Annotated in this window: 24 protein-coding genes; 10 read left to right on the plus strand and 14 right to left on the minus strand. The window is 73.2% G+C overall.

From position 1 onward, the window contains the following. Positions 1 to 18 precede the first annotated feature (18 nt). From IO36_RS07355 to IO36_RS07370, 4 genes are all read right to left on the minus strand, one after another. A complete protein-coding gene (locus IO36_RS07355; protein ID WP_078943054.1) occupies positions 19 to 390 on the minus strand; it encodes a hypothetical protein in 372 nt (123 codons plus the stop codon). A 357-nt stretch (positions 391 to 747) separates the two neighbouring features. After that, complete coding sequence (locus tag IO36_RS07360) at positions 748 to 1,239, minus strand: hypothetical protein (protein WP_051900241.1); 492 nt, start codon at positions 1,237 to 1,239, stop codon at positions 748 to 750. A gap of 396 nt (positions 1,240 to 1,635) precedes the next feature. Beyond that, a complete protein-coding gene (locus IO36_RS07365; protein ID WP_037617446.1) occupies positions 1,636 to 1,893 on the minus strand; it encodes a hypothetical protein in 258 nt (85 codons plus the stop codon). Then, positions 1,880 to 2,194 (minus strand): DUF6400 family protein, encoded by a 315-nt coding sequence (locus IO36_RS07370; RefSeq protein WP_037617448.1) that lies wholly within the window; start codon positions 2,192 to 2,194, stop codon positions 1,880 to 1,882. The genes IO36_RS07365 and IO36_RS07370 overlap by 14 nt, the downstream gene beginning before the upstream one ends. A 335-nt stretch (positions 2,195 to 2,529) precedes the next feature. Here IO36_RS07370 and IO36_RS07375 point away from each other — a divergent pair, with 335 nt between their 5' ends. The 4 genes from IO36_RS07375 to IO36_RS07390 all read left to right on the plus strand — a co-directional run bounded on the left by IO36_RS07375 (position 2,530) and on the right by IO36_RS07390 (position 6,695). Further along, positions 2,530 to 3,027: a lamin tail domain-containing protein gene (locus tag IO36_RS07375; RefSeq protein WP_037617450.1), complete on the plus strand. Its 498-nt coding sequence runs from the start codon at positions 2,530 to 2,532 to the stop codon at positions 3,025 to 3,027. Positions 3,028 to 3,217: 190 nt separating this feature from the next. Then, positions 3,218 to 4,960 (plus strand): bifunctional phosphatase PAP2/diacylglycerol kinase family protein, encoded by a 1,743-nt coding sequence (locus IO36_RS07380; RefSeq protein ID WP_037617452.1) that lies wholly within the window; start codon positions 3,218 to 3,220, stop codon positions 4,958 to 4,960. 1 nt (position 4,961) lies between these two features. Next, positions 4,962 to 5,915 carry a YihY/virulence factor BrkB family protein gene (locus IO36_RS07385; protein ID WP_037617454.1) on the plus strand — a complete coding sequence of 318 codons (954 nt, stop codon included), beginning with the start codon at positions 4,962 to 4,964 and terminating at the stop codon, positions 5,913 to 5,915. Beyond that, complete coding sequence (locus tag IO36_RS07390) at positions 5,916 to 6,695, plus strand: phosphatase PAP2 family protein (RefSeq protein WP_037617456.1); 780 nt, start codon at positions 5,916 to 5,918, stop codon at positions 6,693 to 6,695. A gap of 121 nt (positions 6,696 to 6,816) precedes the next feature. On the opposite strand, the gene IO36_RS07395 is transcribed toward IO36_RS07390, so the two are convergent. Together IO36_RS07395 and IO36_RS07400 are read right to left on the minus strand one after the other, a co-directional pair. Next, on the minus strand, positions 6,817 to 7,044 hold the full coding sequence (locus IO36_RS07395; protein WP_037617457.1) for a helix-turn-helix domain-containing protein: 228 nt from the start codon (positions 7,042 to 7,044) through the stop codon (positions 6,817 to 6,819). Continuing rightward, positions 7,044 to 7,691: a DUF2975 domain-containing protein gene (locus tag IO36_RS07400; protein WP_037617459.1), complete on the minus strand. Its 648-nt coding sequence runs from the start codon at positions 7,689 to 7,691 to the stop codon at positions 7,044 to 7,046. The genes IO36_RS07395 and IO36_RS07400 overlap by 1 nt, the downstream gene beginning before the upstream one ends. A gap of 230 nt (positions 7,692 to 7,921) precedes the next feature. Here IO36_RS07400 and IO36_RS07405 point away from each other — a divergent pair, with 230 nt between their 5' ends. Beyond that, on the plus strand, positions 7,922 to 8,254 hold the full coding sequence (locus tag IO36_RS07405) for a putative quinol monooxygenase (RefSeq protein ID WP_037617461.1): 333 nt from the start codon (positions 7,922 to 7,924) through the stop codon (positions 8,252 to 8,254). Between the two features lie 28 nt (positions 8,255 to 8,282). On the opposite strand, the gene IO36_RS07410 is transcribed toward IO36_RS07405, so the two are convergent. From IO36_RS07410 to IO36_RS07445, 8 genes are all read right to left on the minus strand, one after another. Beyond that, positions 8,283 to 11,303, minus strand: coding sequence for an AfsR/SARP family transcriptional regulator (locus IO36_RS07410; RefSeq protein ID WP_037617464.1), 3,021 nt, complete (start codon positions 11,301 to 11,303; stop codon positions 8,283 to 8,285). Between the two features lie 142 nt (positions 11,304 to 11,445). Beyond that, positions 11,446 to 12,477 (minus strand): medium chain dehydrogenase/reductase family protein, encoded by a 1,032-nt coding sequence (locus tag IO36_RS07415; RefSeq protein WP_037618391.1) that lies wholly within the window; start codon positions 12,475 to 12,477, stop codon positions 11,446 to 11,448. 188 nt (positions 12,478 to 12,665) lie between these two features. Then, on the minus strand, positions 12,666 to 14,306 hold the full coding sequence (gene pgm, locus IO36_RS07420) for a phosphoglucomutase (alpha-D-glucose-1,6-bisphosphate-dependent) (protein ID WP_037617466.1): 1,641 nt from the start codon (positions 14,304 to 14,306) through the stop codon (positions 12,666 to 12,668). Between the two features lie 161 nt (positions 14,307 to 14,467). Then, entirely contained in the window at positions 14,468 to 15,463 is a 996-nt protein-coding gene (locus tag IO36_RS07425; protein WP_037617467.1) for an MASE1 domain-containing protein, read from the minus strand. 175 nt (positions 15,464 to 15,638) lie between these two features. Continuing rightward, positions 15,639 to 16,475 (minus strand): PP2C family protein-serine/threonine phosphatase, encoded by an 837-nt coding sequence (locus IO36_RS07430; protein ID WP_037617469.1) that lies wholly within the window; start codon positions 16,473 to 16,475, stop codon positions 15,639 to 15,641. Between the two features lie 240 nt (positions 16,476 to 16,715). Next, positions 16,716 to 18,896 carry an MMPL family transporter gene (locus IO36_RS07435; RefSeq protein ID WP_245173158.1) on the minus strand — a complete coding sequence of 727 codons (2,181 nt, stop codon included), beginning with the start codon at positions 18,894 to 18,896 and terminating at the stop codon, positions 16,716 to 16,718. Positions 18,897 to 19,101: 205 nt separating this feature from the next. Beyond that, positions 19,102 to 19,863: an LmeA family phospholipid-binding protein gene (locus IO36_RS07440; RefSeq protein WP_037617472.1), complete on the minus strand. Its 762-nt coding sequence runs from the start codon at positions 19,861 to 19,863 to the stop codon at positions 19,102 to 19,104. Then, the gene (locus IO36_RS07445) at positions 19,860 to 20,480 is read right to left on the minus strand and encodes a TetR/AcrR family transcriptional regulator (protein WP_051900128.1); all 621 of its coding nucleotides are present in this window, start codon (positions 20,478 to 20,480) and stop codon (positions 19,860 to 19,862) included. Before IO36_RS07445 ends, IO36_RS07440 begins: the two co-directional genes overlap by 4 nt. A 299-nt stretch (positions 20,481 to 20,779) precedes the next feature. On the opposite strand from IO36_RS07445, the gene IO36_RS07450 reads away from it, so the two are divergent. The 5 genes from IO36_RS07450 (at position 20,780) to IO36_RS07470 (ending at position 25,272) form a co-directional block, all read left to right on the plus strand. Then, entirely contained in the window at positions 20,780 to 21,715 is a 936-nt protein-coding gene (locus IO36_RS07450; protein ID WP_037617473.1) for an ABC transporter ATP-binding protein, read from the plus strand. Beyond that, positions 21,712 to 22,560, plus strand: a complete 849-nt coding sequence (locus IO36_RS07455; RefSeq protein ID WP_037617475.1) for an ABC transporter permease — start codon at positions 21,712 to 21,714, stop codon at positions 22,558 to 22,560. The genes IO36_RS07450 and IO36_RS07455 overlap by 4 nt, the downstream gene beginning before the upstream one ends. A 199-nt stretch (positions 22,561 to 22,759) precedes the next feature. Beyond that, on the plus strand, positions 22,760 to 24,118 hold the full coding sequence (locus tag IO36_RS07460; RefSeq protein WP_051900131.1) for a sensor histidine kinase: 1,359 nt from the start codon (positions 22,760 to 22,762) through the stop codon (positions 24,116 to 24,118). Then, a complete protein-coding gene (locus IO36_RS07465) occupies positions 24,115 to 24,792 on the plus strand; it encodes a response regulator (RefSeq protein WP_037617478.1) in 678 nt (225 codons plus the stop codon). The genes IO36_RS07460 and IO36_RS07465 overlap by 4 nt, the downstream gene beginning before the upstream one ends. 51 nt (positions 24,793 to 24,843) lie before the next feature. After that, positions 24,844 to 25,272 carry an OsmC family protein gene (locus IO36_RS07470; protein ID WP_037617480.1) on the plus strand — a complete coding sequence of 143 codons (429 nt, stop codon included), beginning with the start codon at positions 24,844 to 24,846 and terminating at the stop codon, positions 25,270 to 25,272. Positions 25,273 to 25,328: the final 56 nt, after the last annotated feature.

The following is a 25,328-nucleotide window of genomic DNA, read 5'->3' on the forward strand; positions in this document are numbered from 1 at the left end:
GGCCTCGTCCGGCGGGCTTCAGGCGCTCGGCGGCGTGCAGCCGCTCAGGCCGGTGACGTAGTTGAGCTGGGGGCCGTACCCGGCGAAGGTGGCGATCGCCCGGGGATCCAGGGTGCGGCACGGGGCACCCTGCCCGTCGGTGTACTGGACGGTGACGTCCACGGTGGTGTCGCAGTCGTTGACGACGGTCGTGTAGCGCCAGTCGCTGTAGTAGTGGACGCAGTCGGGTACGGGGGCCGGGTCGGCCGCCTGGCCGGCGGGAACGGACCGGCCGCCGTCCCGCGCCTGCGCCGGTGCCCCGGCGGCGCCCAGCAGCCCCAGAACGGCGACGGACAGACCCAGCGCCGCGCTGAGCCCGCGCGGGTGGACGGAGCGGCTGGTGGTGAACATGGTGGCGTCCTTCGGGTCGGCGGGAGCGGCGGCCGTGGAGCCGCGGCGCGTGCCACCTTGCAACGCCTGCAAGACTTGCGCAAAGTCCTGCAACAATTTTCAGTCGCGGGTGAACGCTCAACCGCGTCGGTGCCGTTCACCTGGTTGTTCCGAGCCGGGACTTGCGCCTGCCTCGGCTCGTCATGGGTCCGCCGCGCGGCGGACCGGCGTGTCCGCCGCGCCCCGAGGGCGCGCCGAGGTCGGGAGGGGCCGCGGCGGCAAGGTGCCGGAGGGCCACGAAGGACGGTCGGCCCGGTGCGGGCGGGACCGTGGTCCAGCCGGGCACGAGGGAGCCCGTGACCGGCTGCGAAGAACGTCTCAGCCGCGCGATCTGCCCTGGTCACGACGGCCCTGCCGGGGCTGCGTGCGGCCCCGTCCGCCGGACCGGCGGCGGGACGGCGCCGGGGGCGCGTCCGCGCTGTTGAACCCGGGCCCGCTCGGGGCGCTGAACCCGCCGGGAACCGCCGGAGCGACCGCGGGGGCACCGGCGGTGGCCGCCGGGGCGGAGGGCGCGGAGGGGGTACGTGTACGGGGCAGCGCCCGGCCCACCACGCGGGTGTGCGTCATCAACGGGGCACAGGCGGCGCAGACTTCCATCAGCGTCCACACCTGGGCAATGGCCGGATCATGGCGCAGCACCAGCAGCACACTGCCCATGCAGTGCACCTGGGTGCCCTCGTGGGAGGCGCACTGCGTCTGCCGGCAGGCGCAGGCGGCGTCGGCGTGGACGGTGGCGGCACGCGCGTGCGCGCCGACATGGGCCTCGGCGAACCGGCGCAGTGCGGCGAGGTCACGGGACCGGGGCGGCATGGCGCAGGGAGAGGAGCAGGTGACCGAAGCGGTGCGGTCGCTGTGGCCCGAGATACGGACGGTCCACGTGCGTCCCGGACGTCGCACGGCAGGTGATTCGGAGTGTGGGAGGTCCAAGACCGGCAGTCCTTCGGCAGTGGGAGTTCGCGCAGATGCGCATGGAGTTTCTTTACCCGCGCGGGCCGGTCCGTCATTCACCGGTGGGCCGCGAGCGTCCTCGAATCTACGAGCGATGGCGTGCGCGGGCCCGGACTGCTGTCGCGCGGGATTGCGATCTTCCCACAGCGGCGCATCGGACGAGTTCGACCCGCCTGGGGCCCCTGAGGATAACCCCGCCGCGACCCGTGTGACCTGGGGGGTGGGTGAAATCTTCTCCGGCCGCGCCGGGCCCGCCCCTCAGCGTCCGGTGCGCCCGCGCGTGACGCGGCTCCAGAAGGAACGGGTGGCACCGAATCCGGTCTCGTGGGACCACACATGGGTGCAGGACGGACACTGCAGGTGGAGCAGGCTTCCGGTGGTGGAGAGCAGGTAGCGCCAGTGGTCGGAGCACGACCGCCGCTGCTCGCAGGAGGCGCAGCCGCGGCTGTCGGCGCAGTTCGGGCACGCCACCCAGGCGCGCCGTCCGACGTCCGCCCCCGGGTCAAGCGGCAGCACGGCCGTCTCCACGGCGGGGAAGCACACCGGCCGCGACGAGGTCGTCGTACACGCGCTGCTGCTCGTCGTCGAGGCCGGAGTACAGGAGCGCGTACGCGGCCTCCTCCTGGCGCATCACCTCGACCGGGTCCCAGTCCGGACCGAGGACGGCCAGGACCTGGGCCTGCCGCAGGACCTCCTGGGCGGTGAGGTCGACGTCGAACGCGACCAGCCCGGAGGCGTCCGGCCGCCCGGTACCCGTGGGACGCGGCGCTCCGGCGCCGTCGGGGCCGTTCGGGAGCGGGGTGTTTCGTGGGGCCATGGGAGAGAACTTAGGAATGCCTTCCTTGTCGGGACAAGAGGAGGTGGGCGAAGTCACAGCAGGTCGGGGCCGTGCCGACGGATCCGCGACCGGCCCCAGGACCCGTCCGCGAGGCCCCACGGGTTCGGCGTGCCAACCTCGTCGGGGACCCCCACGGATGCGGTGTTCCGGCCTCGCCGGGCACCCCCGCAGGTGCGGCGCTCCGGCCTCGCCGGGCCGCGCGAGGGCCTCAGGAGCGGCGGGTGTTCACGGATCTCCCACATATCCGTCATCAGCCGATCACATGATCGGTATGCTCCTGGGGCTCCATCCGCACCATCGAGGGGGGATTCCTCATGCGCATCCGCACGGCCCTGGCCGTCACCGCCGCCGCTGCCGGCACGTTCGCCGCCATCGCCGCGGCCCCGGCCCAGGCCACCGAGTACTCGTCCGCGCTGAAGATCAAGGGCGTCCAGTACGACGCTCCCGGCCGGGACTCCAACAGCTGCTCCAGCGGCAACACCCGCGACGAGTACCTGACGATCAAGAACTACTCGGCCGGTACGACCGTCAACCTGAAGGGTTACGTCGTCAAGGACGCCACGGGCAACAAGTTCACCTTCCCGGCGAACCACTACCTGGAGCCCGGGGACTACGTGAAGCTCCGCGGCGGCCACGGCACCGACTCGGACGCCGGCAACGTCGTCTACCGCCAGAACTGCAACTTCATCTGGAACAACGACAAGGACAGCATCTACCTGTACAAGTCGTCCGGCGCCCACGCCGACTCCCACGCTTACACCAAGTCGGCCAACGACCGGGACGGCAACGGCTACATCACGTTCCACGGCTGAGCCGGGCACCGAGGACACCGACCGCCCCGGGCGGAACGGCCGCGAGGTCGTTCCGCCCGGGGCGGTTCCCGTCCGGATCCGCGTCGCGACAGGTCTGACCGGGGCGATCGGGGGCAGACGGCGGTGAACCCGGGAGGAGGCGCGGCCCGGGCGGAATCCGGACGCACCGCGCTGCCCCTGGGAGTCCCCGATGCCGACCGCCGTACCGGACGGAGCCGCCGACCTCACCGGCGGCCGGGCCGAACCCGTCCGCTCCGCACGCTCGTTCGCTCTGCCCCGCGGCACCGGCCGGACCACCGCCCGGATCGCCGCGCTGACCGCCTGCCAGGCCGCGTCGGTGATCGGGTTCGGGCTGCTGATCACCGGACCGGCCCGCGGAATCTGGCCGCTCTCGGCCGAGGACGCGGTGAACGAACACCTCGAGGCGGCCCGCACGGGCACCCTCACCACGCTGTCGTCCATCGCCTCCGAGGCGGGCAACACCCTCACGGTGGTCGCCGTCACGCTGCTGACCTGTCTGGGCCTGCTCCTGATACCCCGCCTCCCGATGTGGCGTCAGGCGACGTTCCTCGCCGTCGCCGTGTCGCTCCAGTCGCTGGTCTTCCTGGCCGTCACCGAGTCCGTCGACCGCCACCGGCCGGAGGTCGACCGCCTCGACGCCTCCCCGCCCACGTCGAGTTACACCTCCGGACACACCGGGGCGGCGACCGCCCTCTACGCGGGGCTGGCGGTTCTCGCGCTCGACCGGATCCGCGGACCGTGGCGCCGGGTCGTGGCCGCACTGCTGCTCCTCCTGCCGCTGCTCGTGGGCCTCGCCCGGCTCTACCGCGGCATGCACCACCCGACGGACGTCCTGGGCGGTCTCGTCAACGGCGGGCTGTCCCTGCTGATCGTCGGACGCGCCCTGCTGACGGACCGGGCGCCGACCGCGAGGCCGTCCAAGAGCGGCACTCGCGCCGCCCGTACGGCCGACGAGCGTCCGCCGGGGTCGACCGCCGTGATCCTCAATCCCACGGTGACCGACGCCTCCACCCGCGACGCGCTGCGGCAGGCCCTCGAACGGCACGGACACCGCGAACCCCGGTTCCTCGAGACCACGGCGGACGATCCCGGGTCCGGCCAGACGGCCGACGCGCTCCGCGAGGGAGCGACGCTCGTCGTCGTCTGCGGCGGGGACGGCACGGTCCGCACCGTCGCCGACTCCCTGGCCGGAAGCGGGATTCCCCTCGTCGTCGTCCCCTGCGGCACCGGGAATCTGCTGGCCCGCAATCTCGGTCTGCCGCTCTCCCCGGTCGCCGCGCTCGACGCCGCCCTCGGCGGGGCCCCGCGTCGGCTCGACCTCGCCGGCATCGAGGGCGACGGTCTGCCGGCCACTCGTTTCGCGGCGATGGCCGGAGCCGGACTCGACGCCGCGATGATGGAGCACACCGACCGCCGGGCCAAGGCCGCCCTCGGCTGGCCCGCCTACGCGCTGGCCGGGCTGGGCACCCTGCGCACGCCCCGGATGCGGGTGACGATCCGGCTGGACGAGGCCCCGGCGTTCCGCCGCACCGCCCGCATGGTGCTCGTCGCCAACGTCGGAACCGTGCAGGGCGGGATCACCCTCGTGCCGGCCGCCCGCCCCGACGACGGGCTCCTCGACCTACTGGTCCTCGACCCGCGCGGACCGGGAGGATGGCTGCGCGCCGTGGGAACGCTGCTCCGCGGGCGCACCGCGCCGTCCCGGCCGTCCACCCTGACCACCCTCAAGGCCGAGGGCGACGGCGGCCGCGGGGTCCCCGTCGAGTTCTTCACCTTCCGGCGCGCCGAGCTCACCTTCGACACCCCGCAGTCCCGTGAGCTCGACGGGGATCCGGTGGAACCCGGCCGGCGCCTCACCGCCGAGGTCCGCCCCGGCGTGCTGACCGTCCTGCTGCCCTCCGCGGAGAAGTGACATGGGTACCGCGACCAAGGTCCCGGAGACCCGTGCCATGTCCGGCGACGAGCTCTCCGCCGACGAGGCCCTGGCGTCCCTGCGCCGGTACGGCGGCTGGCCCCTGCTCCGGGACGCGTTCGTCCGGTTCCGCTACGCCGACGGCTTCAGCCATTCCCGCGCGCTCGCCCTCCAGACGGTCCTGGCCCTGATCCCGCTCGCCATCGCCTTCGTGGGCCTGTCCTCGGCCCTGCACACCGAGGACATCGGCAGGGTCGCCGAACTGACGATCCGCCGCATCGCCGCGGGCCCGAGCGCCGATGTCGTCGACGACGCGCTGCGCCGCAGCCGGCACACGGCCGGCGACGGGGCACAGGTCGCCCTGTGGTTCGGGCTGGGCTTCTCCCTGGTCAACGTCACCACCGCGATGTGCCAGATCGAGCGCGGGGCGAACCGGATCTACGGGAACGAGCGCGACCGGGAGTTCCACCGGAAGTACCTGCGCGGTCTGGTGATGTCCCTGAGCGCGGGCATCCCGCTGGGCCTCGGTTTCGTCCTGATGGTGGCCGGCGGCGACCTGGCCTCGGCCGTGGTGACGGTCTATCACCTCGACGGGGCCGCCAAGACGGCCTGGGACGTGCTGCGCTGGCCCTCCGGTCTCCTCCTCGCCCTCATCTCGGCCAGCGCGATCTTCCGCCGCTCTCCCCGCCGCCGTCAGCCCGGCTACACCTGGCTGGTCTTCGGCGCCGCCGTCTATCTGGTCCTGTGGACCGCCCTGACCTGGCTGCTGAGCCTGTATCTCGGGATCAGCGGCTCCTTCGACACGGTCTACGGCCCGCTGAGCGCGTTCATGTCGCTGCTGCTCTGGGCCTATCTCACCTCCATCGCCCTGTTTCTCGGACTGTCCTTCGCCGCGCAGCTGGAGGCCTCCCGCGCGCGGCGCCCCGGTCCGGTCCAGCCCGACCCGGGAGTCTGAATGGCGACGCGTGCGACTTTCCGAAGCCGGCGGGAGGCCCGCCGGGAGGCCGACCGCCGCTTCGGTGCCCGGCTGCTCGGCTCGATCGCGGCGGCGGCGGTCACCGCGGTGCCGTTCGGCCTGCTCCTCGTGCTGGTCGAGGGGCGGTGGGGTCCCCTGCGCCGGGTGGACGCGGGCGCCGCCCGTCGGCTGCACGAGATCGCGCTGGGGCATCCGGTCTGGACGAGCGTGCTGCGCTTCCTCTCCGACCGGGTCTGGGACCCGGTCACGTTGCGCACCGCCGTCGCGCTGCTGACCTGCTGGCTGGTGTACCGCCGGGCGTGGCGGCTGGCCGCGTGGTCCGCGGTGACGGCCGTGGCGGGCGGCTGCATCGGGCTCCTGGTGAAGGTGGTCGTCGAGCGGGCGCGTCCGTCGTTGCAGGATCCGGTGGCGCGGGCGCCCGGGTTCTCCTTCCCTTCGGGTCACGCGATGACCGCCACCACCTCGTTCGCCGTGCTGCTGCTGGTCCTGCTGCCTCTGGTGCCGCGCTCCTGGCGCCCCCTGTGCTGGGGCGCGGCCGTGTTCTCCGTCGTGGGTGTCGGCTTCACCCGGGTCGCCCTGGGGGTCCACTGGTTCAGCGACGTCCTGGGCGGCTGGCTGCTCGGGCTGACGGTCGTCGCCCTCACCGCTCGCGCCTTCGACGCCTGGCGGGCCGACACGGGCAGGCCTCCCGCCGCCGTCGGCGAGGGCCTGGAACCCGAACTCACCGAGGAGCGGCCCGAGGCGGGCGCCTCCGCGTGAGCGCCGACGCCGGCTCGGACTGCGGGGGCTTCCAAGCGAGCCCCGCCCGGGGCTCGGACGACGGCGCCTCCCCATGAGCCCCGCCCCGGCGCGTACGACGGGACCTCCGCGCCCGCCGGCCTCAGCTCGGGCGGTGACTGAGGATGTCCCCCGGCTGGCACTCCAGCACCTCGCACAGCCGGGTGAGCGTGGTGAACCGTACGGCTCTGGCCCGGCCGTTCTTCAGGATCGACAGGTTCACATGGGTGACACCGACCCGGTCCGCGAGCTCCGCCAGGGTCATTCCGCGCTCTTCCAGCAGACGGTCGAGATGGACCTCGATCGCGTGCTCTTCCTTGTCCTCGGGCATCAGACCGTTCCGTCGAGGTCTTCTCGCATGGCGACGCCGACGCGCATGATCCGCGCGAACGACAGTATGCCGAGACCGGTGAGTATCGCCATGTAGGGAGCGTCCCACGTCAGCAGCCCCGTCAGGGCGCTCGCGTCGCCGCCCCGGCTCAGGGAGTCGATCAGCGCGTTCTCGCTCACGGACTTCCCGATCGCGGCGAGCACGCTGCCGGCCAGCATCCACCAGCCCACCCCGCGCAGCCGCGCAGCCGTGCGCGGGGTGTAGAGGCCCTCGCGCTCGGCGCCCCGGATCAACTGGAGGACCAGCAGGAGCACTCCGACGGTGAAGAGGAAGGACGGCAGCTGTGTCGCGGTGTTGAGCACGGCCTGGGCGGTGCTGGGATGTTCGGTGCAGAAGCTCGGGCTGGCGTCCAGGAGCACCTTGGCTCCGGGCGCAGCCTTGATACCGATCGGCCCCTCCGGGCCACCGCCTCCCACCGACACGCTGCTGTCCGTGACGCAGATCTGCTTCTCGCCGATGCCGAGGATGTGCACCCCGTCCGCGAACATCGAGCCGAACACGCCCAGGACCAGGGCGATCGCGAACATCGAAACAATGATCGTGACCGCGCTCGACAGCGGCTCCAATGGATTACGTACCCTCACCATGACTCCCCCGTATCGATTATCGATGTTATCGAAAAACGATACAGAGCCCGACAGGCGGCCGCAAGGCCGTTCGAGCGGCTGTGGAAAACCGGGCCTTCGCCGCGGGCCGTCGCCGCGGGCCTTCGCCGCGTGCCTTCGTCGCGGGCGTCTCCCCCGGCCGGGCTACGGGATCATGGTGTCGACCGCCGCGGACGGAACAGAACGTCCCGACACCGAACCGAGGAGCCTTCATGATCTTCATCACCGCCAAGTTCAGCGTCCGCCCCGAGGACGCGGAGAAGTGGCCGGAGATCACAGCCGAGTTCACGGCCGCCACCCGCGCCGAGCCCGGCTGTCTGTGGTTCGACTGGTCCCGCAGCCTCGACGACCCGACGGAGTACGTCCTGGTCGAGGCGTTCCGGGACGGCGAGGCCGGGGCGTCCCACGTCCAGTCGGCGCACTTCCGGGAGGCGCAGCGGACCCTGCCGCGCCATCTGGCCGCGACCCCGCGCATCGTGAACATGGACGTCCCCCAGGACGACTGGTCGCTCCTGGGCGAGATGAGCGTCGACGAGCAGGCCTAGGCGCCGTCCGGGTCCTCCGGGGGCGGGGTCAGCCGGCGGCGATCCGGCGCACCGCGTCCTCGTGCCGCGTGCGGTAGTCCGCCCCCGGGGTCACCCGCAGCAGCGCCGCCAGTGCCTGGACGGCGCCCTCGTCGTAGCCGGCGCGTTCGGCCTCCGCGGCGGCCCGGTCGAGCAGCAGGACTCCCTCGTCCTCGGCCCCGAGCGCCAGGTGGGCCTCGCCGCAGACGGTCAGCAGCAGCGCGCGGCGCGCCGCCTCCTCGTGCTCGGGGCCGAGGTCGAGGGCCGTACGGGCGGAGCGGAGTGCTTCCCGGGGCTGGTTCGCGGTGAGCTGGATCCGGGCGAGGTGCTGCAGCGCGAGCATCTCCGTGTGCGCGTCGTCCTCCTCGCGGGCCAGCTCGATGGCACGGGCGCAGTTCTCCAGCCCGGCCGCGAGGTCGCCCTGTTCGGCCTCGACGACGGCGAGGTTGACCAGCGCGGTCGCCTCGCCGAGCCGGTCGCCGGCCTGCCGGGCGAGCGGTGGGGAGAGTTCCAGCAGGGCGAGGGCCTCGGCGGGCCGGCCCTCCTCGCTCAGCACCCAGCCGAGCAGGGTGAGGACACGGGACTCGGCGTACGGGTCGCGCTCGGCCCGGGCGCATTCCAGCGCGACCTTCAGCAGCGGCACCCAGTTGTCCCTAACCCGCCATACGACTTGGGGCCACTGGAGCAGGATGATGCGCCAGGCACGGTCGTCGAGGCCGGCGGCCCGGGCCGCTCCGACGGCCAGGGCGAGGTCCTCGCGTTCGCCGGCCAGCCATCCCATGGCGGAAGCCCGGTCGGTGAAGTCCCTTACGGCGGCGGGGCGGTGGAAGCCTTCCGGGAGGGTGAAGCAGGGCTCGCCGCCTGGCTGGGCGGTGTCCGTGGCGGCGAGCGCGGTGGCGATGTAGTGGTCGAGGACGCCGGTGAGGGCCTCCAGCCCTGACTCCTGGTCGAGGGTACGGGCGTAGAGGCGGACCAGGTCGTGGAGTTCCCAGCGGCCGGGTGCCGTCTCGGTCACCAGGTGGGCGGCGGCCAGGCGTTCCAGTGCCGCGGCGGCGACGGGCGGGGCGGTGTCGGCCAGCGCCGCGGCGGTGAACGGGTCGAAGTGCGAGCCGGGATGATGGCCGAGCCGGCTGAACTGACGCAGTACGTCGGGCGGCAGTTGCTGCACGGTCAGACGCAGGGCGGCGACGACACTGGCGTCGTCGACGTCGAGATAGGTCAACCGGTTCTGTTCGTCGGCGAGTTCGTCCGCGAGGTCGGCCAGCGTCCGTCGCGGGCGTCCGGCCAGGCGGGCGGCGGTGACCCGCAGGGCCAGCGGCAGTCCCCCGCACAGCTCGGCGAGCCTGCGGGCGGCCCCGGGTTCGGCGAGCACCCGGTCCTCGCCGAGGACCGCGGCCAGCAGGGCCGTGCCGTCGCCGGGTTCGAGGCTGTCCAGCGGGAGCGCTCCGGCCCCTTCGGAGGCGACGAGTCCGTCCAGCCGGTGCCTGCTGGTGACCAGGGTGACGCAGCCGGCGCCGCTCGGCAGCAGCGCGCGGACGGTGGCGGAGTCGCGGGCGTTGTCGAGGACCACGAGCAGCCGGCGCCGGTGGGTGAGGGAACGGAAGAGCGCGGCGGCGGCCGAGGCCGACTCGGGCACGCGGCGCGGGGGTACGCCGAGCGCCGGCAGGAACTCACGGAGGACTTCGGTGAGGGCGCTCTCGCCGGCGTCGCTGAAACCGCGCAGGTCGGCGAAGAGCCGCCCGTCCGGGAACAGGTCCGCGTTGCGGTGGGCCCACTGCACGGCGAGCGCGGTCTTGCCCACGCCCGGCAGCCCGGTGACCAGACAGACGGGAGCCTCGCCCGCCGCGGCCCGGGTCAGGGCGGCCAGTTCAGCCTCCCTTCCGTGGAACCCCCGGGGCGCCCGCGGCAGCAGATCGGTGGGGTAGGACGGGCCCGCCGCCGGCGGAAGGGCGACGGGATCCGTGCGAACGGCCGTTGATCCCGGCGCCTCGCCCACGGGGATACCGGGTGCCGACGGCGGCACGTGCGCAGAGCCGTCCGCACCGCCCGAGGACCCGGACACACCCGAGGACCCGAACACCCCGGAGGACCCGAACACCCCGGAGGACACGGACGTCCCGGAGGACGAAGCGGCCGGATCCGCGCCGTACGACCCGGGCCCGGGTCCCGCCGCCTGACGTCCCGCCCCCTGCTCCCCCGCCCCGGGAACGGGGGAACCGCGCTCCCCGGACCTCTCCTGGGGCGGCACGGAAACCGGGTCCGCCGAGGCGTCCGGGCCGTCCTGGCCGAGCGGGTCGCCCCGCAGGATCAGCGCGTACACCTGGGCGAGTTCACGCCCGGGCTCGACGCCGAGTTCGTCGACCAGCAGCCGCCGGGTGCGGTGGAACCAGTCGAGGGCCTCGGACTGGCGCCCGGCCCGGTAGAGCGCGGTCATCAGGGACGCCGCCAGGGGCTCCCGCATGGGGTGGACGACCGCCTCCGCGCGCAGGACGGCGGCGGCACGGTCGTGCTCCCCCAACGTGGTGTAGCCACGGGCCAGTTGCTCGACCGCGGCCAGCCGCGACTCCTCCAGCGCGTGGGCGGCGGCCTGGAGCGGCGGGCCGGGGAAGGCACCGGCGAGGGCGGGCCCCTGCCAGAGCGACAGGGCGTCCTTGAGCATCAGTACGGCGTCGTGGGCGTCCTGCTGCTCCCGGGCCAGCGCGAGCAGCTCCTCGAACCGCTGGGCGTCCAGCAGCGTCTCGGGGGCCCGCAGGGTGTACGCGTCGCCCAGTGTGGCCAGTTCGACCCCGTAGTCGGCTGCGTCCGCGCCGGCCAGCAGGGCCCGCAGCCGGGACACGTGCCCCTGGATGACGCTGCGGGCGTGCAACGGTGGCGCGTCGTCCCACAGGCAGTCCGTCAGGCGCCCGACGGAGACGGGGGTGTTGAGGGACAGCAGCAGCGCCGCGAGCAGGCTGCGGCGTTTGGCCGGGCCGAGCGGCAGCGGCCCCACGAGGGTGTCGACGGACACCGTGCCGAGCAGCCGGAACTCCACAGGTGCGATCCCTTCCAGGTGGGGGCACCCGAAGTCGTGGACGGAGAACGGCCTGAAGGATATCGGGGGCGGGACGGGACGCCGACGGGGCAGGTCGAGGTCCGGCCACCGGCCCGCGGGTCCGGACCAGGACGCTCCGCGCCTACGGGTTGAGGACGACCTTTCCCGCGACCGTGCCGGACTCGGCCAGCCGCAGGGCCCGGGCCGCCTCGGTCAGCGGCAGCCGGGCGGCGATCCGGGCGGTGACGTCACCGCGCTGGAGGGCGGCGAACACCTGGGTGAGGTCGGCGTGCAGCCGGGCCCGGAACCGGGTCCTCGACAGGGCACGGCCGGCCCAGATGTTGAAGAAGTACGCGTGGCGGCCGTTGGGCAGGGTGTTCCACGCCCAGACCCGGCCGAGCAGTTTGAGCACGGGCCACTGCTTGGATCCGGTGTCGTCGCGGGTGGAGGCGCTGCCGTAGCAGACGAGGGTGCCTCCGGGGGCGAGCAGCCGCCAGGAGTCGACGGCGCTGCGGCCTCCGACGTGGTCGAACACGGCGTCGACGCCCCCGGGCGCGAGCTCGCGCACCCGTGCCGCGACGTTCCCGGCGCGGTAGTCGACGGGGACGACGCCCTGCTCCCGCAGGGCCTCGTGGTGGCGCTCCGAGGCCGTTCCGATCACCTTCGCGCCCGCGGCGCGCGCGAGCTGGACCAGGACCGAGCCGACGCCGCCGTTGGCTCCGTGGACCAGCACGGTCCGACCGGGGCGGACGCGCGCCTTGCGGTGCAGCATCTGCCAGGCCGTGATGCCGTTGACGACCACGGTCTCCGCCTCCGCCGCCCCGATGCCGTCGGGCACCGGTACGACGTCGGCCGCGTCCACGCGCACATGGCTGGCCCAGCCGCCGACCTTGACGAGGGCCGCGACGCGGGTGCCGGCCAGCTCCGGGTCGGCTCCCGGGCCGGTGGCCAGCACCGTGCCGACGAGGTCGTAGCCGGGCACGAAGGGGAAGGGCGGCTGGTCGTAGTACCGCCCGCGGCGCATCTGCTGTTCGGCGAAGGAGACACCGGTCGCCTCCATCCGGACAACGACCTGACCGGGGCCCGCGACGGGCACGGCGCCGTGCCGGATCTCCAGCCCCTCCGGCTCCACCTTGCCCGGCAGGACGACCTCGACGAGTCCTTCGGCGTGCATGACGACCTCCACCGCACTCTTGGCGCGTTATCAACTCTCGCTTTAGTTAGAGGCTATAACTGACGGGCGTGAGCGTCAAGAGCTTCTGTTAGAGGTTCTAACGCCGAGGGTTGCCGGGCCCTTCTCCTGCGGCGAGGCACGGCTGACGGCGCCGTGTCACGGGAGACAACGGCGCCGCGCGGGCCGGCTCAGGCGGACAGGGCCGCCGAGACCACCGCCTTCGCCTCGTCCTGCACCCGGCGCAGGTGGTCGGTTCCGAGGAACGACTCGGCGTAGATCTTGTACACGTCCTCGGTGCCCGACGGCCGGGCGGCGAACCAGGCGTTCTCGGTGGTCACCTTGATGCCGCCGATGGGCGCGCCGTTGCCCGGCGCCTCGGTGAGGACCGCGCCGACCGGCTCCCCCGCGAGGGTGTCCGTGGTGATCTGCGCGGGCGAGAGCCTGGCCAGCAGGGCCTTCTCCTCGCGCGTCGCGGGAGCGTCGATGCGCTCGTAGGCGGGCTCGCCGAAGCGCTCGGTCAGACCCGTGTAGTGCTCGGAGGGCGTCTTCCCGGTGACTCCCGTGATCTCGGAGGCGAGCAGGGCCAGGATGATGCCGTCCTTGTCCGTCGTCCACACCGAGCCGTCGCGGCGCAGGAAGGAGGCTCCCGCCGACTCCTCGCCGCCGAACCCGAGCGAGCCGTCCACCAGTCCGTCCACGAACCACTTGAATCCGACGGGCACCTCGACCAGCCGGCGCCCGAGGTCGGCGGCGACCCGGTCGATCATCCCGGACGAGACCAGGGTCTTGCCGATCCCCGTCCCGGCGGGCCACCGGTCCCGGTGGGTGTAGAGGTAGGCGATGGCGGCGGCGAGGTAGTTGTTGGGGTTCATCAGCCCGCCGTCCGGGGTGACGATCCCGTGGCGGTCGGCGTCGGCGTCGTTGCCCGTGGAGATCTGGAACCGGTCGCGCCGCTCGATCAGGGAGGCCATCGCGTAGGGCGAGGAGCAGTCCATGCGGATCTTGCCGTCCCAGTCCAGCGTCATGAACCGCCACGTGGGGTCGGTGAGCGGGTTCACCACGGTCAGGTCGAGACCGTGCTCCTCGGCGATGCGTCCCCAGTAGGCGACGGAGGCCCCGCCCAGCGGGTCGGCGCCGATGCGGACACCGGCCGAGCGGATCGCGTCCAGGTCCAGCACCTGCGGCAGATCGGCCACATAGGTGCCGAGGAAGTCGTACCGGCCGGTTCCGGGCGCGGCGAGCGCCCGCGCGTACGGGATGCGCCGTACGTCCTTGAGGCCGTCCCTGATGAGTTCGTTGGCCCGGTCCTGGATCCAGGAGGTCGCCTCGGAGCCCGCGGGGCCCCCGTTCGGCGGGTTGTACTTGAAGCCGCCGTCGGCCGGGGGGTTGTGGGAGGGGGTGACCACCACACCGTCCGCGAGGCCGGCGGACCGTCCGCGGTTGTACGTGAGGATGGCGTGCGACACCGCCGGGGTGGGCGTGTAGCCGTCCGCGTCGTCCAGGAGCACCGTCACGTCGTTGGCCGCGAACACCTCCAGGGCGGTGACCTTCGCGGGTTCCGAGAGCGCGTGGCTGTCGGCACCCAGGAAGAGGGGGCCGTCGATGCCCTGGCCGTCGCGGTATTCGCAGATGGCCTGGCTGGTGGCGGCGATGTGGTCCTCGTTGAACGCGGTCGCCAGTGAGGAACCGCGGTGTCCGGACGTGCCGAAGGCGACGCGCTGGCCGGGTTCGGCGGGGTCGGGGTGGAGCGCGTAGTAGGCGGTGACCAACCGGGCCACGTCGACGAGGTCCTCGGGGCCGGCCGGTCGGCCCGCTCGCTCGTGCTGCATGTACCCGCACCTCCGCATCGGTGGTTCATCGCTGGTGCTCCCATCTTTCCCCACCGGGCCCCGCGGCGGCACCGTGCCCGAGGGCGGCCCGCGGCGGTGCCCGCACCCCTTCGAGCGGGCGTCCGGGCACTCGGGAACGGGGCGACGGCGGCACCGGGGGATCAGCCGCGGCCGTCCTCACGCGCCGGAGGCGGTCGGGGCGTGGGATTCCCGGCCGTCAGATGCTCCAGGACCTCCACCAGTTCCTGGCAGGCCAGTTCCACCGAGCGCCGGGTGTTGCGCTGTTCGGTGATGACCGCGGACAGGAGGAGGGCGGTGAGGGCCATGGTCCCGTTGAAGGCCTGGAGTTTGATCATGACCTCGGTGTGGCTCAGCCGGTGGAACGGACCGACGCCCTCGGTGGCCGCGACGGTGGCCATGACGGAGGCGAAGAGGGCGCACACCAGGCTGCCCGGGAGCTCGAACCGCAGGGCGGCCCAGATCAGCAGCGGGTAGATCAGGAACAGCATGCTGATGGAACTGCGCGTGGCGATCGGCACCAGGACGGCGGCGGCGACGAGGATCATGGCGGCCTCCTTCCACCGGGTCAGGCTCACCGGCGGGCGCAGCGTGTACAGCATCAGGATGACCGGGGTGACGATCAGGACGCCCATCGCGTCACCCACCCACCACGCCAGCCAGACCGGCCAGAAGTCGTCCAGGGCGAGTTTCCCGGTGCCCACGAGCAGGCCGACGTCCACGCTCGCGCTGATCGTCATGGCGCCGAGGGCCGCCAGGAACACGAGGGCCAGTCCGTCGCGGAACCGGCCGAGGTCGTCGCGGAAGTGCACGGCGCGCAGCAGCAGGTAGGCGCAGACGGGCGCGACGGTGTTGCCCGCGACGATGCCCGCCGAGGAGGGCTCGAGCGAGGAGAACGAGGACAGGGACAGGACGACCAGCAGGGCCCCGATCGCGATCCCGAGCCACGCCCGGATCCCCACGAGCAGCAGAGCGGCCACGGCCACGCCTGTGGGCGGCCAGATGGGGGTGAAGACCGCTCCTTCGACGGAGAGCCGCCGCATGAGTCCCAGCCGCCCTGCTCCGTAGTAGCAGGCGGCGATCACGAGCGTCTGGAGAGCGACGACGGCGGGTCGGCGCATCTCCCGTGTGGCCACCACAGAGCCATCAGACACCGCCGGGGCCCTGTCGGCGAGGCGAGCACCGCCCTCGTGCCGCACGGCGGGGCGGCCGGGGCATCAGCCCGGGTCCCGTAGCGGTGGCGTCCCGGGGACCTGCGCCGGAGGTGTCACCGGACGCCCGCGCGGACACGGGCCGGGTCCCGCGCCGGAGGCGTCAGCGGAGCCGGAGGGTGGGCGGGCCGTGGCGGACGACGAGCACGGCCGCGTCGTCCTCGTGCCCCACGCGCTCGGCGCCCTTGATCGCCGCGGAGGCCAGCGAACCGGCCGACAGACCCGCCACGGCGGCCACCCCGGCGAGGCGTACGACCTGGTCGAGCCCCTCGTCCACGGGCATCGACGGGCCCTCGACGACCCCGTCGGTCAGCAGGACGATCACGCCGCCGGTGGTGAGGCGGTGCCGGGTCACCGGGTACCGCGTCCCCGGCTCGATGCCGAGCGGGGGGCCGCCGTCGTCCTCGATGACGCCGGACTTCCCGTCGGCCGACGCCCAGACGCAGGGTATGTGCCCGGCCCGGGCGCCCTCCAGCATGCCGGTGGCCGGGTCGAGCCGCATGAAGGTGCAGGTCGCGAAGAGGTCGGAGCCGATGGACAGGATCAGGTCGTTGGTCCGTTCCAACAGCTCGCCGGGGTCGCCGGCGACGGAGGCGAGGGCCCGCAGGACGACCCTGACCTGCCCCATGAACGCGGCCGCCTCGATGTTGTGGCCCTGTACGTCGCCTATGGACAGGCCGATGCGCCCGTCGGGCAGGGTGAAGGCGTCGTACCAGTCCCCGCCCACGTTCAGTCCGTGGCAGGCCGGCGCGTACTGGACGGCCACGTCGAATCCCGGGGCGGAGGGCAGCTCGTCGGGGAGCATGCCGCGCTGGAGCGCGATGGCCAGTTCGACCTGCGAGCGCTGGAACTCCGCGCGTTCACGCGCCTGGGCGGTCAGCGATCCGAGCCGGGCTAGCAGCTCGTCGCCGCCGTCCGTCGTCGGCAGCTTGCGGGACATCGACCACCCCGGAGCAGAGGCCACACAGGAAACAAATGTCAGCGAATGGGCACTATCAGATGATAGCGACCACGGAGGCATGACCCGACATCGGCGCTTCCCCGGCCGCTCCCCACGCACCACCGCACGGGCGGGCCCGGCCGCCGCACGGACGGACCCGGCCGCCCCACGGGCAGCCGGGACGCGGTCGGGCCGTACCCGCCCGACCGGCCCCCGCGCGCCCGCCGCGACCCTGGGGCGTCACACGGTGGTGTGCGGCAGGCGGCGGTCCAGCCAGGCGGGCAGCCACCAGTTCGCCCGTCCCATGAGGAACATGAGGGACGGCACCAGGACGAGGCGTACGACGGTGGCGTCGAGGACCACGCTGACGGCGAGGCCGAGGGCGAGCATCTTCACCACGACGGCCGGCGATCCCGTGAAGGACAGGAACACGGCCGTCATGATGAGCGCGGCGCAGGTGATGACCCGTCCGGTGAGCGAGAGACCGATGCCGACCGCCCGCTCGTTGTCCCGGGTGGCGTGCCATTCCTCGGCGATGCGGGAGAGCAGGAAGATCTCGTAGTCCATCGACAGGCCGAAGACGATGGCGAACATCATCATCGGGACGTAGGACTCGATCGGCACGGGCTCGCTCATGCCGAGCAGCCGGTCGCCCCAGCCCCACTGGAAGACCGCGACCAGGACACCGTACGAGGCCCCGGTCGTGAGCAGGTTCAGGACGACCGCCTTGAGCGGGATCACCAGGCTCCGGAACACGACCGTCAGCAGCAGGAACGCGGCGACCAGCACGATGCCGATGATGAGGGGCAGGCGTCCGGTGACGGTGTCGCGGAACTCGAGCTGGCCCGCGGTGCTTCCGGTCAAGTGCCCCGTCGCGCCCGTGCCGTGGAGGGCCGCCGGCACGGCCGTGTCGGTGAGCGTGGCGAACAGGGCGCCCGTTTCGGCGGATTGAGGGCCGGTGGAGGGGACGACCGTGGTGACGAGGACCTCGCCGTCGGCGCTGGTCACCGGTGGCGTGACGTGGGCGACGCCGTGGGTCTTCGGCAGGTCGCCGGTGAGGCGGGCCGCGACCCGGTCGGCGGGGAGGGTCGCGTGGGCGAGGTCGACGACCAGGGTGAACGGGCCGTTGGCGCCCGGCCCGAAGCCGGGACCGTCGGCGTCGGCGATCCAGTCGTAGGCCTGGCGGGTGGTGCTCCCCGCCGGATCCGCGCCGTCGTCGATGTGCCCGAGACGCAGCGAGAACAGCGGTGTCGCGCACACGGCCAGGAGGACGAATCCGGCGGTGAAGAAGGTCCAGGGACGCCGGGCGACCAGGCGGGCGTAGCGGTGCCATCCGTCGTGGTCGCCGGCGCTCTCGGCGACCGGCCGGCGGCGGACCCTGAGGACGTCGACCCGTCGCCCCACGAGCCCCATGGCCGCGGGCACCAGGGTGAGCGCCGCGGCGGCGGTGACGACCACGGCGACGGTGGCGGCGAGCCCCAGCCGCCCGATCATCGTCAGACCGCAGGCGTACAGGCTGAGCAGCGCGACGGCGACGGTGCCGGCGGCGACCAGAACGGCCTTTCCGCTGGCGGCGGTCGTGCGGCCGACCGCCGTACGGGGATCGTCGCCGTCGATCAGGTACTGACGGAAGCGCGTGATGAGGAAGAGCGCGTAGTCGATGCCCACCCCGAGCCCGATCATGGTGGCCAGGGTGGGCGCCGAGGTGGCGAAGGTCAGGGTGCCGGCGACGATGCCGACCACACCGAGGCCGACACCGACGCCGATCAGGGCCGTGACCAGGGGCATCAGGGCGGCGGCGACGCTGCCGAAGGCGAGCAGCAGCACGATCAGCGCGGCGCCGACACCGGCGGCCTCGGCCGCGACGTCGTTCGCGGGGGCGCGCACGATGTCGTGCAGGTCTCCTCCGTAGCCGACGCCGATCCCGGCGTCCCTGGCGGGAGCCGTCGCCTCGTCGAGCCGCTCGGTGTAATCGTGGCCGAGCGACTTGAGCTTCCGGTCGAAGGACACCGCGGCGTACGCGGTCGCGCCGTCCGTGCTGGTCACCGGCTCGGCGACGGCGGTGACATGCGGCAGGTCCCGCAGCCGGCCGAGCGTCGCCTCCAGCGCGGCGGCGCGGTCGGCGACGGCGCCCGAGCCGACATGGAAGACGACCTTCCCGCCGGGCGCGCCCGCCGCCGGGTCGGACTTCTTCAGCAGGTCCGAGCCGGCGCTCGCCTGACTGCCGGGGAGGGTGACCTCGTCACCGAAGGTCGCCCCGACCGCGTGCCGGCCCGCGAACGCGGCCACCAGGACGAGCAGCCAGGCGGCGATCACCCAGACGGAGTGCCGGGCGCAGAACGCGCCCGTGCGGTGCAGGGCGGACGGCCGGGGCGCGACGGGAAGAGGCGCCAGGGACAGCGGGGCAGGGGGTAGGGACACCGCGCCTCCAGGAGAAGTGGCAGGACTGCCACAACCCAAGCGGAAAGATGGCAGCGCCGTCAATTGTCAGCTCTGCCATTTTTTTCTTTCCGGGGTCCTGCCCCGGGGTGCCCCAGACGCAGGACCCCGCCCGCGGCACGCCGCACCCCGCACCCGGCGGGCGCCCAACTACCTTGTTCAAGCGGCCTCGTCGGGCGTCAGGCCGTCAACTGTCCACCTGTCCGCCGCCGGTGGCGCAGGAGGCACCCGCGCCGTCCGCCCGTACCGCCGTCCGCGCCCCGGTGGCCGCCACCTCGAAGTCCAGGACGAGACCCGCGGGTTCGGCGTGCGCGCCGACGAGGCGGGTGCCCCGGGGCAGCTTCCGGATGTCGACCGTGCGCGGTTTGAGCTTGGCGGCGAGCCCCCCGGAACCCGGCAGCGCGGAGAGCGTCGACACCGGAACGTCACGGCCGAGCACACGGACGCTCGCGGGCGTGATGGTCAGGCTGTGGGCAGTGGTGGACAGGGTGGTGACCACGGTGACGGGCAGTCCGGCGGCTCCCGCCGCGCCCGTGAGGGTCAGACGCGTGCCGTCCGTGCCCGTCTTCAGGCCGTCCGACCCGCCCCGCACACCGGCGCTCCGGTCCAGGGCGTCGTACGCGATGGTGGCGGTGGCGGTCCCGCCCGAGGTGGCACCGCCGGTCGACACGTCCCGCAGCCGGACGTCGACGTCCATGTCGGTGCCCTGGCGGCGCACCCCCTCGGCGCTGACGTGGACGGCGCCGACCGTGCCGGTGAGTGCCTTGAGTCCGGCCAGGGTGTCGTCGAGGTCGACCTGCACCCCTTTGGTCGCGCCGAGGCGGCACCGGGCGGTGTCCGCCACCCGGCCCGCCACCCGGTGTTCCACGACGAGGTCGGTGGCCGTGGCCGCCGCGGCCACGGCCGTCAGGGATATGGCGGTGACGACGAGTCGACGGCGACGGCTCACGAGGGGGTGGCTCCGATCATGGTCAGGAAGGTGAACGCCTGCGGGAGCAGACGGTCGGGCTCCACGGGAACTCCCGCCGTACGGCGGTCGCGCAGGGTCCGCAGGACGGCGCGCGCGGCTCCCAGCGCGCAGTTGGCGATGACGGCCGCCCGGAGGTCGGCGTCCGGCTCGTCGGCCGGGAGGCGTTCGAGGACGAGCGCGGTCAGCCGGGCCTCGAACTGCTGGAACTGACGGGACAGTCCCTCGCGCGCCTGTTCGCGGATCTCGCCGAGCGGATGGGCGAGCGCGGTCAGACTGCTGGAGGCGAAGTAGGAGACCGCGTCGGTGATGGCACCGCAGGCGGCCTCCAGCGGGGAGTCGTCGTCCGGCCGGGCCAGGAACGCCTCCTCTATGCGGGCGAAGAGCTCGATCCCGTCCGGCAGGAGCAGGGCTTCCTTGCTGTCGAAGTAGCGGAAGAACGTCCGCTCCGACACGTTCGCCCCGGCGGCGATGTCGGCCACCGTCGTCTGTGCGAACCCGCGCTCCGCGAAGAGCCGTCCCGCGGCCTCGCGCAGCGTGCGCCGGGTCTCTTCCTTCTTCCGCTCGCGCAGACCGGGCCCCTCGGTTCTCTCTGGCATGGTGACACCCTCACCACAGGCGCCGGTTCTGTCAATTGTCAGCCCTGCCAGTTCGCCGAGGGCCCGATCGGGGCCCGCTGATCCCGGCCCGGAGGCGGCCGCAGGGGCCGGATGTCCCGACCCTGACCGGCCGGCGGCCCCGGTCCCGTCATCCGAGCGCCGTAGCCGGGTGATACCGCGGTACTACGCCGCGCACCCGGACCGGGCTCCGCGGTACCACGGATCGGTGATCGTCGTCTCCTAGCGTGGTGGGTGAGCAGTCCTGAGGGGGGCCTGCCCCCGAAAGCAAGGGAACTTCGATGATCGAGGCACATCAGCTGACGAAGCGGTACGGGGAGAAGACGGCGGTGGACCGGCTGGACTTCACCGTCAAGCCCGGCACCGTCACCGGCTTCCTGGGCCCCAACGGCGCGGGCAAGTCGACCACCATGCGCATGATCGTCGGACTGGACGCGCCGTCCGGCGGCAGCGTCGCGGTCAACGGCAAGGCCTACGCCCGGCACACCGCCCCGCTCCAGGAGGTCGGCGCGCTGCTGGAGGCCAAGTCGATCCACCCGGGCCGTTCCGCCTTCGACCACCTCATGGCCCAGGCCCACACCCACGGCATTCCGCGCCGCCGGGTGGAGTCGGTCATCGAGCTGACCGGCCTGCAGTCCGTGGCGAAGAAGCGCGCGGGCGCCTTCTCCCTCGGCATGGGCCAGCGGCTCGGCATCGCCGCGGCCCTGCTCGGCGACCCGGCGACGGTCATGCTCGACGAACCGGTCAACGGCCTCGACCCCGAGGGCGTGCTGTGGATCCGCAACCTGCTGACCGGACTCGCGGCGGACGGCCGCACCGTCTTCGTCTCCTCGCATCTGATGAGCGAGATGGCGCTGGTCGCCGACCATCTGATCGTCGTCGGACGCGGACGCCTGCTGGCCGACACCACCGTGCGGGACCTGGTCCGGCAGGCCGGCGGTGACACCGTCACCGTGGCGTCCGACCAGGCGGCACGGCTGCGCGAGGTCCTGGCCGGACCCGGCGTCGAGATCACCGGCGCCTCGGGATCCGAGGAACTCCAGGTGACCGGTCTGACCGCACGGACCATCGGCCTCAGGGCCGCCGAGCACGGCATCCCGCTCTTCGAGCTCAGCTCCCGGACCGTCTCGCTCGAGGAGGCGTTCATGGACCTCACCCGCGACGCCGTCGAGTACCACGCCACCGCCACCGTCGAGACCCCCGGGAGGGCGGCATGAGCACCGTCACCGTCACCGGCAGCCCCGCGCCGGCACCCGCGCGGACCGCCCGTCCCGAGTACAAGGTCACCGGGCGCCGGGTGCTGCGTTCCGAGTGGGCGAAGCTGTGGTCCCTGCGCTCCACCTGGATCACGCTCGGGCTCGGACTGCTGTTCCTCGTCGCCTTCGGCGTGATCGCCGCCGCGCACTACAAGTCCGAGCTCGACTCGGGACGTCCGCTGCACCGGGACGACGTCGCGGCCACCGCGCTCAGCCTCTCGGTGTTCGGTACGAACTTCGCGCAGCTCGCGCTCGGCGTGCTCGGGGTGCTGATCACCGCGGGCGAGTACTCGACCGGGATGATCCGCTCCACGCTGGCCGCCGTGCCGCGCCGGCTGCCGGTCCTGTGGTCCAAGGCCTCCGTGTTCGGCCTGGTCGCGCTCGTGGTCGCCACCGCCGGCGTCTTCGTCGCGTTCACGATCGACAGCGGGATCGTCTCGGGCACGCCCGCAGCCCTCACGATGTCCCACTCCGGCGTCGTCCGGAGCCTGTTCGGCGCGGGCCTCTACCTCGGTCTGGTCGGCGTGATCGGCACCGCCCTGGGCGCCCTGCTGCGCTCGGTGGCCGGCGGCATCTCCGTACTGGTCGCCTCCCTGATGCTGGTGCCCGGTCTGATCTCGCTGCTGCCCAGTTCGTGGCAGGACAACATCAGCCCGTACCTGCCGAGCAACGCGGGCGAGTCGATGTTCGCCCTGACCCACGACGCCACCTCGCTGTCCCCCGGCGCCGGGCTGGCCGTCTTCCTCGGCTGGACGGTGCTCGCCCTGGCGGGCGCCGCGTACCGTCTCGTCCGCACGGACGCCTGAGCGCCTGAGCGCCTGAGCGCCTGGCACCGTCCCCCTCCCCCTCCCTTGCCGAGGCGGGGCGGGGGGACGGCCGGCGCGGCACCCGACCGGACCACCCGGCCGAGTGCCGTGCCGCTTCGGGGGACACGGGGGCACCGACGACAGAGCGGCCGACCCACAATGGACGGGTGAGACCCATGAACGCGGACCGGTGACTCCCATGAACCTCGACGACACCACCCCGCGCGGGCCGACGGACCCCCCTCCCCTCCTGGAGGCGGACCTGCCGTGGAACCACCCGCTGGCCCGTGCCCTGTCCCGGCTCGGCCGCCGGCTCAAACAGGGCGACCGGCGCCGGCCGTGGATCCTCGACACGGCGGTGACCGCCGTCGTCGCGCTCCTGTTCTGCGTGCCGGACCTGGTGCACGACGGGGACCGCCGGCACCATCCGTTCGACCCCGAGTTCACGCACCTGTCGCTGGCGGGCACCCTCGCGCTGCAGGCCGGACTGGTGCTGCCGCTGCTGTGGCGGCGCAGACGGCCCTTCCCCGCCTTCGGTGTGATCACCGCGGTGTTCGTCCTCCAGCTGGCGCTGGGCGTCTGGCTGCGCGCCGACGTCGCCGTCCTGATCGCCCTCTACAGCCTGGTCCTGCACGGGGAACTGCGCCGGCTGCCCATGGCCTGCGCGGTCACGGCCGGTGCCCTGGGTCTCGTCGCCGCACGGCTCCCGACCGGGGTGCACGTGCTCGACGCGCTGTTCTTCCTCTTCAGCGCCATAACGGCGGCCGTCGCGCTCGGACTGGCCGTGCGGATCCGGCGCGCCCAGCTCTCCGTCTTGCGCGACCGGGCGACCCGGCTGGAGGTCGAACGCGACCAGCGCAGCAGACTGGCCGCCGCCGCCGAACGCACCCGGGTGGCCCGGGAGATGCACGACATCGTCGGGCACAACCTCTCCGTCATCATCACCCTCGCCGACGGCGGGGCGTACGCGAACGACCGCGCGCCCGAACGCGGCAAGGAGGCCCTGCTGCTCATCGGCGACACCGGACGGCAGGCACTCGGCGAACTGCGCCGCATGCTCGGCGTCCTGCGCGAGCAGCCACTGGCCCCCAGCGCACCGGAACTGAGCCCGCAGCCGGGCGTCGGGGACATCGAGGCCCTGTGCGAGCGGATCCGGGCCGCCGGCCCGCGGGTCGTGCACCGCTCCGAGGGTGACCTGCGCACACTGGACCCCGGGGTCCAGCTGGCCGTGTACCGCATCGTCCAGGAGGCGCTCACCAACGCGCTCAGGCACGGGGGCCGCGACACCCGCGTCGATCTCGCGGTGGGCGTCGAGGGGACGCGGCTGACCATCGACGTCCACGACACCGGACCGGGCACCGGCACCGTCCGTCCCCGGCCGCACGACGACGAAGGACACGGGATCGCCGGCATGAGAGAACGCGCGGGCCTCTACGACGGGACGGTGGCCGCCGGCCCCGGCCCGGACGGGGGCTGGACCCTGCGGGCCACCCTCGACCTCACCCCGCCAGCCGGGTCCGATCTCGCCCCGCCGGCCGTGGCGGGCGGTGCGGCGTGACCAGTGTGCTCATCGTCGACGACCAGCCGCTCCAGCGCCTCGGCTTCCGGATGCTGCTGGAGAGCACCCCGGACACCGACGTGGTGGGCGAGGCCTCCCACGGCGCCGACGCCGTCCGCAGGGCCGCCGAACTCCGCCCGGACGTGATCCTCATGGACGTCCGGATGCCCGGTATGGACGGCATCGAGGCCACCCGCCGGGTGGTCGCCTCCGGCGGCCGCTCCCGAGTGCTGATCCTGACCACGTTCGACCTGGACGAGTACGCGTACGCCGCGCTACGCGCGGGCGCCAGCGGCTTCCTCCTCAAGGACGCCCATCCGGAGGAGCTGCTCGCCGGCATCCGGGCGGTCGCCGCGGGCGACGCGGTGATCGCCCCGGCCCTGACCCGGCGTCTCCTGGACGCCTACGCCCGGCACCTCCCGCACGATCCGTCGGGCAGCAGACCCGTGGACGACCCCCGCGTCCGGGCCCTCACCGAGCGCGAGTACGAGATCTTCGTCGCCATCGGCGAGGGCTGGAGCAACAACGAGATCGCCGAGCGCCTCGTCGTGGCGGAGTCGACGGTCAAGACCCATGTGGGCCGTGTGCTGGCGAAGGTGGGCGTCCGCGACCGTGTCCAGGCGGTCATCCTCGCCTACGACCTCGGTGTCGTGCGCCCCAACCCGCCGGCCTGACGCCGTGGTCCCCCGAGGCGGGCGGCGCGGGGCACGCTTAGGGTCGGCGGTATGACTGACGACACCTTGCGCCGCGTCACCGTCGAGCGGACCGCGACCGGGCACTTCACCGCGACCAACGAACGCGGCGGGACGATCGCCTTCGGGACGACCGGGGACGCCGAGTTCACCCCGGTCGAGCTGCTGCTCGCCGCCATCGGGGGCTGCACCGCGGCCGACGTCGACGTCGCGACCAGCCGTCACACGGAGCCCACGCGGTTCTCCCTCACGGTCACCGGCGACAAGATCGGTGACGAGGAGGGGAACCGGATGACCGGTCTCGCGGTCACCTTCACCGTGACGTTCCCGGACGGCGAGTCCGGGGACCGCGCCCGCGCCATCCTCCCCCGCGCGGTCAAGACCTCGCACGACCGGCTCTGCACGGTCAGCCGCACGATCGAGGCCGGCACCCCGGTCACCGTGACGGTCGCCGACGCCTGACCTCGCCGGGGGCCGGCTTCGGGTCCGCGGGGACGATCACTCCGCCGGGAGGAGTG

The sequence above is a fragment of the Streptomyces aureus genome (assembly GCF_000725495.1).
Taxonomy (GTDB): domain Bacteria; phylum Actinomycetota; class Actinomycetes; order Streptomycetales; family Streptomycetaceae; genus Streptomyces; species Streptomyces aureus_B.

Bases quoted from the DNA above. Each gene is read 5' to 3' on its own strand.
- IO36_RS07355 (WP_078943054.1), bottom strand. From the start codon at position 390: ATGTTCACCACCAGCCGCTCCGTCCACCCGCGCGGGCTCAGCGCGGCG.
- IO36_RS07360 (WP_051900241.1), bottom strand. From the start codon at position 1,239: ATGCCGCCCCGGTCCCGTGACCTCGCCGCACTGCGCCGGTTCGCCGAG.
- IO36_RS07370 (WP_037617448.1), bottom strand. From the start codon at position 2,194: ATGGCCCCACGAAACACCCCGCTCCCGAACGGCCCCGACGGCGCCGGA.
- IO36_RS07375 (WP_037617450.1), top strand. From the start codon at position 2,530: ATGCGCATCCGCACGGCCCTGGCCGTCACCGCCGCCGCTGCCGGCACG.
- IO36_RS07380 (WP_037617452.1), top strand. From the start codon at position 3,218: ATGCCGACCGCCGTACCGGACGGAGCCGCCGACCTCACCGGCGGCCGG.
- IO36_RS07385 (WP_037617454.1), top strand. From the start codon at position 4,962: ATGGGTACCGCGACCAAGGTCCCGGAGACCCGTGCCATGTCCGGCGAC.
- IO36_RS07390 (WP_037617456.1), top strand. From the start codon at position 5,916: ATGGCGACGCGTGCGACTTTCCGAAGCCGGCGGGAGGCCCGCCGGGAG.
- IO36_RS07395 (WP_037617457.1), bottom strand. From the start codon at position 7,044: ATGCCCGAGGACAAGGAAGAGCACGCGATCGAGGTCCATCTCGACCGT.
- IO36_RS07400 (WP_037617459.1), bottom strand. From the start codon at position 7,691: ATGGTGAGGGTACGTAATCCATTGGAGCCGCTGTCGAGCGCGGTCACG.
- IO36_RS07405 (WP_037617461.1), top strand. From the start codon at position 7,922: ATGATCTTCATCACCGCCAAGTTCAGCGTCCGCCCCGAGGACGCGGAG.
- IO36_RS07415 (WP_037618391.1), bottom strand. From the start codon at position 12,477: ATGCACGCCGAAGGACTCGTCGAGGTCGTCCTGCCGGGCAAGGTGGAG.
- pgm (WP_037617466.1), bottom strand. From the start codon at position 14,306: ATGCAGCACGAGCGAGCGGGCCGACCGGCCGGCCCCGAGGACCTCGTC.
- IO36_RS07430 (WP_037617469.1), bottom strand. From the start codon at position 16,475: ATGTCCCGCAAGCTGCCGACGACGGACGGCGGCGACGAGCTGCTAGCC.
- IO36_RS07445 (WP_051900128.1), bottom strand. From the start codon at position 20,480: ATGCCAGAGAGAACCGAGGGGCCCGGTCTGCGCGAGCGGAAGAAGGAA.
- IO36_RS07450 (WP_037617473.1), top strand. From the start codon at position 20,780: ATGATCGAGGCACATCAGCTGACGAAGCGGTACGGGGAGAAGACGGCG.
- IO36_RS07455 (WP_037617475.1), top strand. From the start codon at position 21,712: ATGAGCACCGTCACCGTCACCGGCAGCCCCGCGCCGGCACCCGCGCGG.
- IO36_RS07460 (WP_051900131.1), top strand. From the start codon at position 22,760: ATGAACCTCGACGACACCACCCCGCGCGGGCCGACGGACCCCCCTCCC.
- IO36_RS07470 (WP_037617480.1), top strand. From the start codon at position 24,844: ATGACTGACGACACCTTGCGCCGCGTCACCGTCGAGCGGACCGCGACC.